Source organism: Bradyrhizobium sp. SRL28, from assembly GCF_018596315.1.
In the GTDB taxonomy this organism is placed as follows: Bacteria; Pseudomonadota; Alphaproteobacteria; order Rhizobiales; family Xanthobacteraceae; genus Bradyrhizobium.
On sequence record NZ_JAHEAG010000011.1, the window covers coordinates 65,524 to 81,556 of the forward strand.

A 16,033-nucleotide genomic window follows, 5' to 3' on the forward strand; every position below is an offset into this window, starting at 1 on the left:
AAAAATGTCCCAGCAAGGTCCGATCCTCGTCGTGTCGACTGCGAGACGGCCATCTTTTGCCGCGACGCTCGATGTCGGCAGGCTGTTTCCGGTGGTCGAGACCGAGTGGGCGGACGCTGTGCGCGCGGTCGAACAGGTGCAACCGGCCGCCGTGCTGGCGGCAACCGCCGACACCGATGCAGCCGGACTGACGGAGCTGGCAGCGCGGGTTGCGGCACGCCAGCCTTATCTGCCGCTGATCGCGGTCGACCCGCGGGTCCCGCATCCGGACAACGTCATTCCCTTCTTTCAGGGCCAAATCTCCCAAACTCAAGTCTCGCCAACCCAAGGCGGCTCCGACCGCCTGGTGGCTCGCCTGCGTGCCGCGCTGCGCGTGCGGTCGTTGCATGCGACCGTGATGCGCCGGCTGGAGCCGGCAACGCCGATGGCGCTGTCGCATATCGATCCGGCGCGCGACGCCACCGTGCTGCTGATCGGCCGCGGCGGCGCCTATCCCACGTTGTCGGTCACGCTTGGCGAGCGCACCGGCGTGGTCGGCGCGCTCTCGATCGAGGCGGCGGCGAAGCATCTCAATGTGAGAGACATCGACGGCATCGTGCTCGGCGAAGGCTTCAGCCCGCGCGTGATCGACGCCTTCCTCACCGTGCTGACGGAGGACGCCCGTTTCCGCAACCTTCCCGTCGTCGTGACGGCAGTCGATCTGGCACCTAGCTACGATCTGCCGAACCTCGAGGTCGTGTCCGACGACGCCGCCCAGGTGGTCGCGACGGCGCTGCCGCTGATCCGCCAGCATGCCTTCGAAGCCCATCTGAGCCGCACGCTGAAGGCCATCGATGCCGATGGCCTGATCGACGCGCGGACCGGCCTGCTCACCCCGGAAGCCTTCGAGCGCGACTTCGCCAGCGCCATCTACCAGACGCAGCAACGCGGCGGCGGGTTGTCGGTCGCACGTTTTGCGTTCGATCCCGAACATCCCCGCGCGCAATTCGACGGCGCACGGATCATCAGCCGCCTGATGCGGCAGATGGATTTCGGCGCCGCCCAGGAAGACGGCGGGGTTGTCGTGGTGTTTGCCGAAACCGACCTGAAGACGGCGCACACCGTCGCGCGGCGGCTGTCGAGCGTGATGCGCCATACCAGCCACGGCCAGCGCGATGCGCGATCTGAGCCGACCGTCACGATCGCAACGCTGCTGCCGAACGATTCCGCGAAGTCGCTACGGTCGCGGCTCCAGGAAGAGGCGCATCGCGCCGCGTCGTAGTCATTCGCCCCGCCGGCCTGTAGGGTGGGCAAAGGAGCGTTAGCGACGTGCCCACCATCTATCACCGATCGCGCTTCGAAATGGTGGGCACGCTACGCTTTGCCCACCCTGCGCCGCACCGCGTCCGGGACACGAGACCGACTACGCCGCCTTCTTGCTCTCCGCGAGATTGGCGAGTTGGCGTAAGATCTCGGTCGTGCCCATCAACCGCTCTTCCGGCGTCTTCCATGTCTGCAGGAACACCACCTTCATGTCGGGCCGCACCTTGGCGGCCTGGCCGTGCTGGCGGATGAAGAATACCAGCCGGTCCGGCTGCGCGAATTTGTTGTCGCGGAACGCGATCACCGCGCCCTTCGGCCCGGCGTCGACCTTCTCGACATTGGCTCTGCGGCAATAGGCCTTGATCGCCGCGACCTTGAAGAGATAGCGCACTTCGTCCGGCAGCACGCCGAAGCGGTCACGCATCTCGGCGGCGAAATTGTCGATCTCCTCGTCGGTCTCGAGATCGGCCAGCCGCCGGTATAGCGACAGCCGCACGGCGAGGTCGTTGACGTAGTCCTCGGGGATCAGCACCGGCATCCCGATGGTGATCTGCGGCGACCAGCGGTCGGCCGCGGGCTCCACCACGCCGGCCTTGAGGTTGAGGATCGCCTCCTCCAGCATCGATTGATAGAGCTCGAAGCCGACTTCCTTGATATGCCCGGACTGTTCTTCGCCGAGCAGATTGCCGGCGCCGCGAATATCGAGGTCGTGCGATGCGAGCTGGAAGCCCGCGCCCAAAGTCTCCAGCGACTGCAACACTTTCAGCCGCCGCTCGGCCTGGGCTGTGATCTTCTGCTGCGCTGGCAACGTGAACAGCGCGTACGCCCGCAGTTTCGAGCGCCCTACCCGTCCGCGCAGCTGATAGAGTTGCGCCAGCCCGAACATGTCGGCGCGGTGCACGATCAGCGTGTTGGCGGTCGGGATATCGAGGCCGGACTCGATGATCGTGGTCGAGAGCAGGATGTCGTATTTGCCGTCGTAGAACGCCGACATGATGTCTTCGATCACGGTCGGCGGCATCTGGCCGTGGGCGACCGCGACCTTCATCTCCGGCACGTTCTTGTCGAGGAAGTCCTTGACGCCGGCGAGGTCCTCGATCCGCGGCACGACGTAGAACGCCTGTCCGCCGCGGTAGCGTTCGCGCAGCAGCGCCTCGCGGATCATCAGCGGATCATGCGGCGCCACAAAAGTCCGCACCGCCAGTCGATCGACCGGGGGCGAGGCAATGATCGAGAGATCGCGAACGCCGGTGAGCGCGAGCTGCAGCGTCCGCGGGATCGGCGTGGCGCTCAGCGTCAGCACATGCACCTGGGCACGAAGTTGCTTCAGCCGCTCCTTGTGGCTGACGCCGAAGTGTTGCTCCTCGTCGACGATCAGAAGGCCGAGATCCCTGAACTTGATCGACTTGCCGAGCAGCGCGTGGGTGCCGACGACGATATCGACATGACCCTCGGTCAACCCCTTCTTGACCTGCGTCAGTTCCTTGGCCGGGATCAGGCGGGAGGCCTGCGCAACGTTGACGGGAAAACCGCGAAAACGTTCGGCAAAGTTCTTGCTGTGCTGCCGCGCCAATAGCGTGGTCGGCACCACGACGGCCACCTGCTTGCCGTCGAGCGCAACCGCAAACGCGGCGCGCAGCGCTACCTCGGTCTTGCCGAAGCCGACATCACCGCAGATCAGCCGGTCCATGGGACGGCCACTTTCGAGGTCCTTCAGCGTGGACGTGATGGCCCCCAACTGGTCCTCGGTTTCCTCATAGGGGAAGCGCGCGCAGAACTCGTCATAGACATGCGGCTGCACCGGCATTTTCGGCGCTTCATGCAGATGCCGTTCCGCCGCGATCTTGATCAGTTCGCCGGCGATCTCGCGGATGCGGTTCTTCAGCTTTGCCTTGCGCGCCTGCCAGCCACCGCCGCCCAGCCGGTCCAGTTCGACATTGGCGTGATCGGAGCCGTAACGCGACAGCAGTTCGATGTTCTCGACGGGGAGGAACAGTTTTGTTTCCGCGGCATAATGCAGTTCGAGGCAGTCATGCGGCGCGCCGCCGACCTCGATCGTCTGCAACCCGACAAAGCGGCCGATGCCGTGCTCCACGTGAACCACGAGATCGCCGGTCGAAAGGCTCGTGACTTCCGAGATGAAGTTATCGAGCTTGCGGCTCGATTTGCGCGGCCGCACCAGGCGGTCACCGAGAATGTCCTGCTCGCTGATGACGGCGAATTCGTCGGTCTCGAAACCGCTCTCCATGCCGACCACCGCCAGCATGGCCTCGTTGCGTGGCGTCGCCTGCACCGTGCGCCAGGCGTTGACGCTGGTGAGATTGGCGAGCTTGTGATCCCTGAGCATGCTGCCCATGCGGTCGCGGGAGCCTTCGCTCCACAGCGTGATCACCACCTTCTTGCGCTGCGCCTGCAACGCCAGCACGTGCGCCACCACGGCTTCGAACACGTTGACCGAACCGTCGGCGCGCTCGGGCGTGAAATTGCGCCCCTGCCGCGCGCCGGCGTCGAACACGTCGGCGCTGCCCTCAGGCACCGCAAATGGCGTCAGCCGCGCCACCGCCGCCTCACTCAGACGTTCGGTCCACTCCGTTTCCGTCAGATAGAGCCGATCCGGCGGTAACGGCTTGTAGATCGCGCCGGAGCCCGGATGCTCCAGCGCCTCGCGCCTGGCCTCGTAATAGTCAGCGATCTGCTTGAAGCGTTCGCGGGCGGCGTCCTCGCCCTGCGGCTCGATCGCGACCGGCGCGCCATCGAGATAGTCGAACAGCGTATCCATCCGCTCCTGGAACAGCGGCAGCCAATGCTCCATGCCGGGATGGCGGCGGCCTTCGCTGACGGCTTCATAGAGCAGATCGTCGCGCTGCGGCGCGCCGAAGGTCGCGACATAGCCCATGCGAAAGCGGCGGATGGTTTCGGTGACGAGCTGGAATTCCGAAACTGGAACCAGATCGAGCGCGCGCATGTCGAGCTGCGTTCGCTGCGTTTCCGCGTCGAAGGTCCGGATCGATTCAAGGCTGTCGCCGAAGAAGTCGAACCGCACGGGCTGGTCGAGACCGGCCGGAAACAGATCGAGGATACCGCCGCGCACGGCATATTCGCCGGGCTCGCGCACGGTCGAGGAGCGGTTGTAGCCATTGTGCTCCAGCCAGGCCACGATCGAGTCCATCGGCACGACATGGCCGGGCGCCACCGACAGCGCCTGCGCCGCCACCACCTCGCGTGCCGGGACGCGCTGCACGATGGCATTGACGGTGGTGAGCACGATCAGCGGCTTGTCGCTGCCCTGCAGCCGCGACAGCCGCGCCAGCGTGGTCAGGCGCTGCGCCAGGATGCCGCCATGCGGCGACACCCGGTCATAGGGCTGGCAGTCCCAGGCCGGAAACTGCATCACGGGTAGATCGGGGGCGAAGAATTCCAGCGCCCGCGCGAGCTGCTGCATGCGGGGACCGTCGCGGCAGACGACGGCAAGGCTCACGGCCGGCGGTTTCGGCCGTGCCGCCACCGCGCGGGCCAGATCGGATACGACCAGCCCCTCGGCGCCTTCGGCAACGTTGGCAAAGGTCAGCGCACGGCTGGGGGCCAGCAACGCGGCGGGCGATTTGACAGGCGACTTCATGCGTCGTGAACCACGGCGCGAAACGCCTTGATGCGGTCGAACAGCGCGGTCGCATATTCCGGATCAAGCGGCGTGTCGCCGATCAGCGCGGCATAGAGATCGGGATCGGGCACCTCGATCAGCTGCTCGAGTTCGGCCAGTTCGTCATCGCGCATGGCCGATATCTCGGCATCCGCAAAGCGGCCGAGGATGAGATCCATCTCGCGGGTACCGCGATGCCAGCAGCGGAACAAAAGCCGCTTGCGGCGGTCGTCGAGGCCACCGCTTGATCGTGTCGTACCGGTCATTGTCCCATTCCGTTTCGAACGCCAAAAGCCCGGACGTGCCGGGCGGGGTTGATATAGCCCTCGCACCAGGGAATGTCAGTAGCGTTTCACCCACAGGCCCATGCGAAAGTGGCGTGTATGGATTGCGAGGCGGTCCACTGCCCTCCCTATCTCCCGCGTTGGTTGCTTCGACGCCCGCGCTGCCCGCCGCGGCCGGACTTGCAGCTTTTCGATTTCACCGTTATGTGTCTCGCGCGATCGATAGCCGATTTTGGCATGATCATCACGGAGAAGGCTCGATGACATTGTCTCGCCGCCCCGTCGAGGGCATCGCCTAAGGGCGCGTGCGTTAGCCGTGCCACTTGGGAACTCGCGCGCTTAAGTCAGCGATATCCGCGTTGCGCGCGCCGACGATTCTCAAATCTCCTGAAAGCATTTCAATGGGCACTTCTCCCAAGGTGGACGGCTGCGCGCCGATCCACGTCTTCGCCTCGTCCAAGTCCTGGATCGAGGGTAACGCCACGCTTCAACTCCAGCAGGTCGCCGGATTGCCCGGCGTGCAGTCGGTCGCGGCCATGCCGGACCTCCACCCCGGCAAATATGGTCCGGTCGGCTGCGCCGTTCTGGCTGATCGCATTCACCCGCAGCTGGTCGGCTCCGACATCGGCTGCGGCATGGGGCTGTTTGAGCTTGATATCGCGGCGCGCAAGCTGCGGCTCGACCAACTGGCCGACCGATTGCATGCGCTCGATCAGCCCTGGGATGGCGTTACCGACAGCGTCCTGGCCGACGTCGGCCTTTCCACCACCACCTTTGATGCCTCGCTTGGCAGCATCGGCGGCGGCAACCATTTCTGCGAATTCCAGGCCATCGAGGAAATCCTTGCGCCTGACACCGCCGCACAGGCGGGGTTCGACCGCGATCGTGCCTACGTCCTGGTCCATTCCGGTTCGCGGGGCCTCGGTTTCTCGATCCTGGAACGAATTCTGCTGAATGGGCCCGTAGCGCTTGATCCCGCGGGCGAAGAAGGCGGCGCGTACATGGCCGCGCATGACCACGCCGTGCAGTGGGCCAGACTCAATCGCCGCATCATCGCGGAGCGGGCCGCAGCCGCAGCGCGCGCAGACCTGCGTCCTGTCAACGATCTCGCGCACAACATGGTCGAGCGTGAGCACAACGCAGGTGGCGACGTCATGGCGCTGCACCGGAAGGGCGCGGCGGCTTCCGATCGCGGGCTGGTGCCGGTGCCGGGATCGCGCGGGACGCTGTCGTATCTGGTGGAGCCGCTTCCGGCGATGCGAACCGAGGCGCTGGCCTCGCTCGCGCATGGCGCGGGCCGCAAATACGACCGCGGTTCCATGCACGGCCGCGTCCGGGTCAAGAAACCCGACGTGGCGCGGCTGGAACGCAATCCCTATGGCGGCATCGTCGTCTGCGGCGATCGTGGCCTGCTCGCGGAAGAGGCGCCGGAGGCCTACAAGAGCATTGAACGCGTCATCGCCGACCTCGTCGAGTTCGGCCTGGCGCGTGTGGTCGCGACATTTCGGCCGCTGGTGACGTTCAAGAAGGCACAGTCGAATGTCGCAGCTGGCGGAGCCAGGCGGGAGAAATCCTGGAAGGAGGATCGCCGATGATCCGACTTCTCTTCACCAGCGGACGCGGTCCGGCGGAATGCCGGATCGCGGTCCGGAAGGCTGTTGCAACGCTCGCAGCTGAAGCTGCCTCGCTCGGTCTCGAGACAGATTGCCTGGAGGGGCCGAATACGGACAGGCATGGTCCGGCCTCGGCGATCGTCGTAATTCATGGCGATGCCGCGGCTGCATTCGCGCGGCCGTGGATCGGTGCGATCCAGTGGGTGGCACAAAGCTCGCTCAGGCCACATCACAAGCGGAAGAACTGGTTCATCGGTGTGTTCGAGCTTCCGGCGCTGCCGGAGGCACCGAAAGCGCTGGCGGTCCAGGATGTCCGCTTTGAAGCCTTCCGGGCCGGCGGCCCCGGCGGCCAGCATCAAAACAAGACCGAGAGCGCTGTGCGCGCCACCCACATCGCGAGCGGCCTCTCTGTCGTTGCGCGGGAGGAGCGCTCGCAGCATCGAAACAAGGCGCTGGCATTGGAGCGGATCGCAGCATTGCTCAAGTCACAGGGCGAGCTGCAAGCGATCACCGCGCAGAACGATGCGCATGCGGCGCATGATCGCCTTGAGCGCGGACGCCCGGTAAAGCGGTTCAAGGGTGTAGCGTTCCAGGCATCGTAGCAGGAAAAAAGCCGTGGACGTCTCGCCTAAACCCGCGCATGACGGCACGAAACGGTCTTAGGTTTCCTTAATGCGCCCCACCCTGCTCAATCCATTGTTTGCATCGGTCACGACCCTTCCTGGCGTCGGGACGAAGCAGGACAAGCTGTTGCGCTATCTGCTCAGCCGCGATGAGACGCCGCGGCCGGTCGATCTCTTGCTGCACCTGCCGGCCTCCGTGATCGATCGCCGGGCGCGGCCGAAGATTCGCGAGGCCGTGCAGGGAACCGTGGTGACGCTGGAAGTCACCGTGGATCGCCATCGGCCGCCACCGCCGCGCAATTCCCGCGCGCCCTACCTCGTCTATGCCTCAGACGATACCGGCGACGTGGTGCTGACGTTTTTCCGTGCCAAGCCCGGCTATGTCGAAAAGCTGCTGCCGGTCGGCGAGAAGCGCTACGTGTCCGGCACGCTGCAGATGTACGACGGCATCCCGCAGATCGTGCATCCCGATCGGGTCGTGGACGAAGCGGCGTTCTCAAAACTGACCGGTATCGATCCGGTCTATCCCCTCACCGAAGGTCTCGCGCTCGGCTCGCTTCGCCGCGCGATCGCACAGGCGCTGCAGAAGCTGCCGGAATTGCCCGAGTGGATCAGCCCGGAAGTCATTCGCCGCTGCAGCTTTCCGCCGATCGGCCAAGCGTTGAACCGCGTGCATGTGCCGGTCGAACTCGCCGACATCCTGCCGGACGGCCCGTTCTGGTCGCGGCTCGCCTTCGACGAACTTTTGGCCGGTCAACTGGCGTTGGCGCTGGTACGCGCGCAGTTGCGGCGCCCGGCCGGCGACCGCAACGCCGGCGACGGCCACCTGCGCCACAAGATCATCGACGCCCTTCCTTACGCGCTCACATCCTCACAGCGCGAGGCGGTCGCGGCCATCGCCGAGGATCTGCGCCAGCCGGTGCGCATGCTGCGGCTGCTGCAGGGCGACGTCGGGTCCGGCAAGACGGTAGTGGCGCTGCTCGCCGCGGCTGCGGTCGTCGAGGTCGGCAAGCAGGCCGCGCTGATGGCGCCGACCGAAATCCTTGCCCGCCAGCATATCAAGACCATCGCGCCGCTCGCCGAGCGTGCGGGCTTGCACGTGGCGATCCTGACCGGCCGCGAGAAGGGCAAGGAGCGCCGCGAAATCCTCGCCCAGCTGGAAGCGGGCGAGATCGATTTCCTTGTCGGCACGCATGCGCTGATCCAGGACGACGTGATCTTCAAGGCGCTGGCGCTGGCCGTGGTCGACGAGCAGCATCGCTTCGGCGTGCGCGAACGGCTCGCGCTCACCAACAAGGGCGAAGCGGTCGACGTGCTGGTCCTGAGCGCGACGCCGATCCCCCGCACGCTGGTGCTCACTTATTTCGGCGACATGGACGTCTCCGAATTGCGCGAGAAGCCAGCCGGTCGCCAGCCGATCGAAACCCGCACCATATCGATGAGCCGCCTCGACGAGGTGACGGATGGCGTCGGCCGCGCGCTGCAGGCCGGCAAGCTGGTCTACTGGATCTGCCCGCTGGTGGAGGAATCGGAAGCCGAAGGTACCGAACACCTCACCAACGCGACGGAACGGTTTGAAAAGCTGCGGCAACGCTTCGGCGACAAGGTCGGTCTCGTCCACGGGCAGATGAAGGGCACGGAGAAGGACCGCGTGATGGCGCAATTCGCCGCCCACGAGATCGGGCTCCTGGTGGCGACCACGGTGGTCGAGGTCGGCGTCGACGTCCCCGCCGCGACCATCATGGTGATCGAGAACGCCGAGCGCTTCGGGCTCGCACAATTGCACCAGCTGCGCGGCCGGATCGGGCGCGGCTCGGAGGCGTCTACCTGCCTGCTGCTCTACAAGGAGCCGCTCGGCGAAATGTCGAAGGCGCGGCTGAAGGTGATCCGCGAGACCACCGACGGCTTTCGGATTGCCGAGGAGGACCTGAAGCTGCGCGGCGAAGGCGACGTGCTCGGCATCCGCCAGAGCGGCCTGCCCGGCTATCGCATCGCCCGCTCCGACGTGCACGCCCAACTCATCACGCAGGCGCGCGACGAGGCGCTGCGCATCATGAAGGACAATCCGAAGCTGAAGGGCGAGCGCGGCGAGGCGCTGCGCTGCCTGCTTTACCTGTACGAGCGCGATGAGGCCGTGCCGCTGATCGGCGCGGGATAACTCGCCCGAGTGTGAGCAACGCGACGCCGGTAGTGCTCGGTGCCCTCGACGATCTTGTCGATCAACGCGTCCAGCGCCCAGAATTTTTCGTGGATATCGAAGGTAACGGCACGGCTGTCGGTGCAGGAAAACGTGCCGAGACGCTGGTGATAGAATTTTGCAAGCTTGGGATAGCCCATCGGTTCGGCCATCGCGGACAGTGCGAGATAGACCGAAAGTTCGTCCGCCAGTGCCGGATGGCCGGCATCCTCGGTCATCAGCCACTTGTAGAGATCGGGATGAAAATTTGTGAACACGCCGGTGAACCCGCGTGAACCGGCTTTCATCGCATCATAGGCAATCGCCGCATTGGCGTTGACGATGGCAAGCGGCGTGCCCCTGGTCAGCGCCACCCGGCGTTTCACGGTTTCGAGGTCGCAGGAAACGTCCTTGAGGATGACGAAGCGGCCGCTACCCGCGCAGAACGTCAGTTCATCGTCGGTCAGCAGGCGCCGATAGGGCGCCGGGCACTCGTAGAGCCCGAGGGGAATGTGCTTCGGCAGCCGGTCGAGCAGCCAGCTCAGGTCGTCGATGAACTTGCTGCCGCCTTCCTGCCTGGCGTCGAGACGGTTGGTGACCAGCACCATGCCGTCGACGCCGGTCGCGGCGATCGCGGTCAGCTCGGCAAGCTGGTCATCCAGGCTTTCGCTGATGTGGCCGGAAGCGATCACAGGCACGCGGCCGGCGGCGGCTTGCCTGACGAAGGCGGCGAGTTCAACCCGTTCTTCCAGGCTGAGATACTGCATCTCGCTGGACTGACAGACTGCGAACAGCGCGTCTGAACCATTGTCGATGTACCATTCCACCAGCCGGCCGAGTCCCGGATAGTCGATCTGGCCGTTCGCGGTAAACGGCGTGATCATCACGGGAATGATGCCTTCGATCTTCTTGGTCATGAATTTGAGCCTGTCTATCCGTCATTGCGCTCGCAATGACGGCGGAGGAGCGTTGCGCGTGCCCTACTCCACCTTCACCTTTGCGGGAGCCGGCTGCAGCGCGGCCGAATTCGCCACGCGCGCCGCGTTCGCCATGCCGGCCAGCGCGGCATTGCGTTTCTGCGGATCGGAGCCCGGCTGCACCACGCCGGCGGACATGATCAGCGTCGCGGCATCCTCGGTGCTCATGTCGACTTCGATGATCTTGCTCTTCGGGACGTAGAAGAAGAAACCCGTGGTCGGGTTCGGCGCGCAGGGCAGGAACACCGAAATATGCTCCTCCTGGCCGGGAAGCTGGCTGGCGATGTTCACGCTCGGCGACTGCGAGATCAGGACGATCGACCACATCCCCGGGGAGGGAAATTCGACCAGGCCGACCTTTCGAAAGCTCGATCCCTTGCCCGAGAACAGCGTCTCGAACACCTGCTTGAGGCCACGATAGATCGCGCGCACCACCGGCATGCGGCCGAGCAGGCGTTCGCCGAGGTCGACCAGCGTCCGCCCGATCAGGTTGGCGGTGAGGAAGCCCAGCAGCGTCAGGGCGACCACGGCCACGATCAGGCCCGAGCCGGGCAGTCCGAACGGCAGGTAGGTTTCCGGCCGGTAGGCCGTCGGCACGAACGGACGGACGATGCTGTCCACCCAGTTCACGAACCACCAGGTCAGGTAGAGCGTAATCGCGACCGGCCCTGCGACAATCAGTCCGGTCAGAAAATAGTTCCGGAAACGGGCCATCAGCCCGGGAGGGTGCGCGTCCAGCAGGGGTTCCTCCGGGGGCGCAGTCGGGGGTAGTTCTTCGCGGTTCATCGTGGTTCCAGGTCGGAGCAGCCGGCTTGATCCCAGCTAAGCCATCCTAGCAGGTTTTTGAAGGGCCTACGTGACAGCCAATGGGCCTAGGCCTATTCGACCGTTACCGATTTCGCGAGATTTCGCGGCTGATCCACGTCGGTCCCCATCACCACGGCGGTATGATAGGCTAGCAGCTGCACCGGGACGGCGTAGACCATCGGGGTGAACGCCGACGCCATGTCGGGCAGCACGATGGTGACCAGTGATTCGATGGTGGCTTCCGCCGCCCCCTTGGCGTCGGTCATCAGAATGATGTTGCCGCCGCGGGCCGCGACTTCCTGCATGTTGGAGACGGTCTTCTCGAACACCCGGTCGTGCGGCGCGATCACCACGACCGGCATGTTCTCGTCGATCAGGGCGATCGGCCCGTGCTTGAGTTCGCCGGCGGCATAGCCCTCGGCGTGAATGTAGGAAATTTCCTTCAGCTTCAGCGCGCCTTCCAGCGCCAGCGGGTAGCTGGTGCCGCGGCCGAGATAGAGCACGTCCTTCGATTTCGAGATGTCGCGCGCCAGCTTCTCGATCTGCGGCTCGATCGTCAGCGCCGCCGCCATCAGGCGCGGAATCTCGACGAGGCCGTGAACGAGCTTTGTCTCGTCCTCATCCGACAACTCGCCGCGCGCCTTGCCGGCGGCGACCGCGAGCAAGGCCAGCACCATCAGCTGGCAGGTGAACGCCTTGGTCGAGGCGACGCCGATTTCGGGACCGGCCAGCGTCTGCAGCACGGTTTCGCTTTCGCGCGCTATCGTCGAGGTCGGCACGTTCACGACAGATACGGTGTGGACGCCCTCGGCCTTGGCGTAGCGCAGCGCAGCCAGCGTATCGGCGGTCTCGCCGGACTGCGAAATGAAGATCGCGAGATCACCCTTGCGCAAGGGAGCTTCGCGGTAGCGGAATTCGGAGGCGACATCGACTTCGACCGGTACGCGCGCGAAGCGCTCGAACCAGTATTTGGCGACGTAGCCGGCGTAGCTCGCGGTGCCGCAGGCCGTGATCGAAATGCGCTGGACGTCCTTGAAGTCGAACGGCAGCTTGACCGGCAAGGTGACGCGCTCGCTCGCCATGTCGACATAGCGCGCCAGGGTGTGGCCGACCACTTCCGGCTGCTCGTGGATTTCCTTGGCCATGAAGTGGCGGTAGTTTGCTTTATCCACCAGCGAGGTCGAGGCGCTGTGCTTGACTGCGTCGCGGTGAACGATCGCGTGGTTCTTGTCGTAGATGACAGCGCCCTTGCGCGTCAGCACCACCCAGTCGCCGTCTTCGAGATAGCTGATCGTATCGGTGAACGGCCCGAGCGCGATCGCGTCCGAACCCAGATACATTTCGCCGTCGCCATGACCTATCGCCAGCGGCGGGCCGTTGCGGGCGCCGATCATCAGGTCGTCGTCGCCGGCGAAGATGAACCCGAGCGCGAACGCGCCGCGCAGTTCCGACAACGCCGCCCTCACCGCCTCGACCGGGCTGATGCCCTGCTGAAGCAGATTGTCGACCAGATGCAGAACGATCTCGGTATCGGTTTCGGTCTTGAAGACCGCCCCCTTCTTCTCGAGCGCTTCGCGCAACTCGCGGAAATTTTCGATGATGCCGTTGTGAACCACGGCGACGCGATCGGTCGCATGCGGATGGGCATTGTTCTCGGTCGGCTTGCCGTGAGTCGCCCAGCGGGTATGCCCGATCCCGGTGTAACCCTTGAGCGGTTCTGCCTCCAGCCGCTTTTCGAGGTTCTTCAGCTTGCCCTCGGCGCGGCGGCGCGTGAGGTGACCGCCTTCCAGCGTGGCGACGCCAGCGGAATCATAGCCCCGATATTCAAGGCGTTTGAGCGAATCTACCAACAGCTCCGCGACCGGAGCTTTCCCAAGAATGCCGACAATGCCGCACATGCGGTTCAATACCCCAAATCGACGAATAGCGTCGCAACCCGCCAGTCTCTTAACGAAATTCGCTATCTTACGGATACTCAATAATTATTGCGGATTGAGACAGTCTTAAGTGGAAAGCTTAATGGGTAGCCAAACCGGGTATTAACCTGTCACAGCCGCCAGGCGTGCGGAACAGGGGTCCGCGATCTCGCGGCATGACCTGCCCGAGCTATGGCCTTGGTTCCCCCCAAGAAAGAGGGAGCAGGGAATGCCGGGTGCTCGCTGCACCCGCGGCCTCGCGTGCAATGGGTAGAAGGAAACGCACACGAGCATACAGGTTCAGCGGAGGCAATCCGGCATTCCCTGCGCAATGGAGAAGAATGGACCAAAACTTTGAGATGAATCAACGCGATGTGGCTGTTGTGTTCACATCTGTGTCGCGATCCGCGGGAGCTATAATTTGCTGTGCAAAATTCTGCGATGCACCGGATGACACCCCCATCAAGATCCTGCGGGCACCGCTGACGTTTGCGATAACAACCGCAGCGGTGGCGCGATAGCGCACGTTCTGCGACGCCTGCGAGCCACTGTGCCGAGGCGCGCTGCGAGGCCGACGTGGTCGGTGCGGTTGAGCCTGCTGATGATGGTGGTGCGGACAGTCCGCATGCCGAATTTTGATTTCCGCGGCGATTCGCAGTCTTCGCCGCCGTTCCACGCTGGCACGAGATCGCCCGCTGCACCCGAGAGCGTAAGCAATAGCCGAGAAGCGCAGGCGCTAGGTCTTTAGTACCGCGTCTGTGGGCGCACAAAGCATTGGATGCTGTGGGCGATCACATACACGTATGCCTGACCTGAAGGCGAATACTACGATTTTCTCTGATGGCACTTTCACCCATTTGTATTCGCTCGGTGTGCCGTCCGGTTTATACGACTCAATCCACACGTACCACTCAGGCTCCGGATACTTAGCGCCCTCGGGAACGACCATCTTGTACTCGACTTTTACGGCATCCTTGTCTGTGCAGCATGATTTGGATTTCTTGTCGCGACGATCATCAGGACGGTTGTCCGGTCGCTGAAGATTGTCGAGAAACTTCCGATCGATCTCCGGTACGGCATTCGTATGTTCATGAGCAAAAACCAAAGCCGAAAGCAGAAAATAAAACAGCACGCCAAACACGGCCTTCATTATGGGCCTCCATGAATTTGATTCAGTGCGCCTCCTACTTGCGAAAGGGGATTCGGACAGCTTAAAACCCCTGTGGCCAAAACATCGCATTCTCGACGCGGCGAGAATATCCGATGTTTTGCGGGGGCTGCTTGAATTTCGGAAACGCCCGATTCCGGCGGGCTCTATAGCGCCCTACGAGGTCGCCATCGGCTCCAACGAGACGGTCAGCGTCTCGCGACATTCGAATTCCATGTCACGCAGATCTGCGCCCGCACCATTGGACCGGAAATTGCCGCGATCACCGCTGCAGTCGTCACGTCGAAACAAATGCCGACGGCTGGGCCGATGATGTCCGAGCTCTCCGACATCGAACCAAACTTCACCTGTACATGCTGCGGCAGAAATCCGGCCGAAATTCTCGCACACCCGCATGGGTACTGGCTAAGGTGCCGTGGCTGAGGCGACCTTACTTCCCCTCCGATCTCTCGATTATCTCTAGGCTCTCAAGTTGGTTCGCTAGTGCTGCCCAGCTACGTGAAATGCTCTTGAGCACGTTAGACCGGCGGCCTGAATTTCTCGGATCGGCACCAAGGAGCTTGTATTCCACAGCATAAGCTCTGCACTGTTCAACTGTGGGCATGTGCGCTTTCTAACTAGAATGAGAGAAGCGCGATAGCGACCAGCACGACCGGCAACATTCCAAGCACCACCAACGTGATAGCGAACCAATCCACTTTCCCCATCGGGAAAACTTAGCATCGGGCAAGCCCTCGGCCAGCTCAAACTTCACGCGCCAGCCACATGGGGCTATGCGGGCGCGGCGGCGAGCGTTGTCGGCCTCCTGCGTGAGAACTTCCCGGCCCGCCATCTTTCAGACATCCGGAGATCGTCTGGTTTGTCTGGGCCGACTCAGTGCGCGTAACAGTCTGACCCGGCACGGCCTCCGCCTTACCAGCCCCCAAAGCCCCGGCGGGGCCGTGCTCGGCTACGCCTGCTAGCAGCTAATCGCCTGGTTGGGGTGCAGCCGATCGCGATAGGTCCTGGCGCGATCACCAAGCCTGGACCGCGGAAAAATATCGCCGGTTCGATCGCGGCGAGCGATGGCGCCGGACTGGCGACCGCATGGCGCCGGATGGTGCCAGCCAGAGAGGCGTTAATCGCCATCAAAAATGATGCGTCGACGCATCACTTTACGAAATTCCTGGCGCGACGGTTACAAAGTGAACCGACACGAATCCGCCCGCCGATGTTCAATTGAGCTTTCATCACTGGATGGCATCCGGCGAAATCATTGATCGAGGATCGGGTATGAACGACGGGGTCGTGGAGGCAGCGATTGCCGGCGCAACACTCGGCGCCGGCGCCGCAATCTGGCTAATTGCGGGCTACCTGATCCAGCGATTTGCCTTCCGCAATCCAAGACCGACCCACGCTACCGTCCTTGCGACTTCAATGAGCGCTTCGATGCTGCTGTTTTCGCTCGGAGCTTTGCTGGCGTTTCACATCCGACAAGATGATCCGGGTGCGGCTGATGGCCTGGTTCAAACGGTTCGTTGACCCTAT

At 63.7% G+C, this 16,033-nt stretch carries 12 protein-coding genes; 5 read left to right on the top strand and 7 right to left on the bottom strand.

Going from position 1 to position 16,033, the window contains the following annotated elements:
• Positions 1-4 precede the first annotated feature (4 nt).
• Positions 5-1,261 (top strand): GGDEF domain-containing protein, encoded by a 1,257-nt coding sequence (locus tag KIP88_RS22205; protein ID WP_214490122.1) that lies wholly within the window; start codon positions 5-7, stop codon positions 1,259-1,261.
• A gap of 141 nt (positions 1,262-1,402) precedes the next feature.
• Here KIP88_RS22205 and mfd read toward each other — a convergent pair whose 3' ends face one another.
• Both mfd and KIP88_RS22215 read right to left on the bottom strand, forming a co-directional pair.
• Complete coding sequence (gene mfd, locus KIP88_RS22210) at positions 1,403-4,921, bottom strand: transcription-repair coupling factor (RefSeq protein ID WP_214490123.1); 3,519 nt, start codon at positions 4,919-4,921, stop codon at positions 1,403-1,405.
• On the bottom strand, positions 4,918-5,208 hold the full coding sequence (locus tag KIP88_RS22215; RefSeq protein WP_214490124.1) for a succinate dehydrogenase assembly factor 2: 291 nt from the start codon (positions 5,206-5,208) through the stop codon (positions 4,918-4,920). The genes mfd and KIP88_RS22215 overlap by 4 nt, the downstream gene beginning before the upstream one ends.
• 419 nt (positions 5,209-5,627) lie before the next feature.
• Here KIP88_RS22215 and KIP88_RS22220 point away from each other — a divergent pair, with 419 nt between their 5' ends.
• The 3 genes from KIP88_RS22220 (at position 5,628) to recG (ending at position 9,620) form a co-directional block, all read left to right on the top strand.
• On the top strand, positions 5,628-6,821 hold the full coding sequence (locus KIP88_RS22220; RefSeq protein ID WP_214490125.1) for an RNA ligase RtcB family protein: 1,194 nt from the start codon (positions 5,628-5,630) through the stop codon (positions 6,819-6,821).
• The gene (prfH, locus tag KIP88_RS22225) at positions 6,818-7,441 is read left to right on the top strand and encodes a peptide chain release factor H (protein ID WP_214490126.1); all 624 of its coding nucleotides are present in this window, start codon (positions 6,818-6,820) and stop codon (positions 7,439-7,441) included. Before KIP88_RS22220 ends, prfH begins: the two co-directional genes overlap by 4 nt.
• 70 nt (positions 7,442-7,511) lie before the next feature.
• Positions 7,512-9,620 carry an ATP-dependent DNA helicase RecG gene (gene recG, locus KIP88_RS22230; protein WP_214490127.1) on the top strand — a complete coding sequence of 703 codons (2,109 nt, stop codon included), beginning with the start codon at positions 7,512-7,514 and terminating at the stop codon, positions 9,618-9,620.
• Here recG and KIP88_RS22235 read toward each other — a convergent pair.
• The 5 genes from KIP88_RS22235 to KIP88_RS22255 all read right to left on the bottom strand — a co-directional run bounded on the left by KIP88_RS22235 (position 9,572) and on the right by KIP88_RS22255 (position 14,838).
• Entirely contained in the window at positions 9,572-10,555 is a 984-nt protein-coding gene (locus tag KIP88_RS22235; protein ID WP_214490128.1) for a dihydrodipicolinate synthase family protein, read from the bottom strand. The two genes, recG and KIP88_RS22235, sit on opposite strands and share 49 nt — an antisense overlap.
• A 63-nt stretch (positions 10,556-10,618) precedes the next feature.
• Positions 10,619-11,401 carry a DUF502 domain-containing protein gene (locus KIP88_RS22240; RefSeq protein ID WP_214490129.1) on the bottom strand — a complete coding sequence of 261 codons (783 nt, stop codon included), beginning with the start codon at positions 11,399-11,401 and terminating at the stop codon, positions 10,619-10,621.
• A 92-nt stretch (positions 11,402-11,493) separates the two neighbouring features.
• Positions 11,494-13,320 (bottom strand): glutamine--fructose-6-phosphate transaminase (isomerizing), encoded by a 1,827-nt coding sequence (glmS, locus tag KIP88_RS22245; protein WP_214490130.1) that lies wholly within the window; start codon positions 13,318-13,320, stop codon positions 11,494-11,496.
• A 754-nt stretch (positions 13,321-14,074) separates the two neighbouring features.
• Positions 14,075-14,488, bottom strand: coding sequence for a hypothetical protein (locus KIP88_RS22250; protein WP_214490131.1), 414 nt, complete (start codon positions 14,486-14,488; stop codon positions 14,075-14,077).
• Positions 14,489-14,694: 206 nt separating this feature from the next.
• Positions 14,695-14,838 carry a hypothetical protein gene (locus tag KIP88_RS22255; RefSeq protein ID WP_214490132.1) on the bottom strand — a complete coding sequence of 48 codons (144 nt, stop codon included), beginning with the start codon at positions 14,836-14,838 and terminating at the stop codon, positions 14,695-14,697.
• A gap of 886 nt (positions 14,839-15,724) precedes the next feature.
• On the opposite strand from KIP88_RS22255, the gene KIP88_RS22260 reads away from it, so the two are divergent.
• Positions 15,725-16,027 carry a hypothetical protein gene (locus KIP88_RS22260; RefSeq protein ID WP_214490133.1) on the top strand — a complete coding sequence of 101 codons (303 nt, stop codon included), beginning with the start codon at positions 15,725-15,727 and terminating at the stop codon, positions 16,025-16,027.
• The last annotated feature ends 6 nt before the right edge of the window (positions 16,028-16,033 follow it).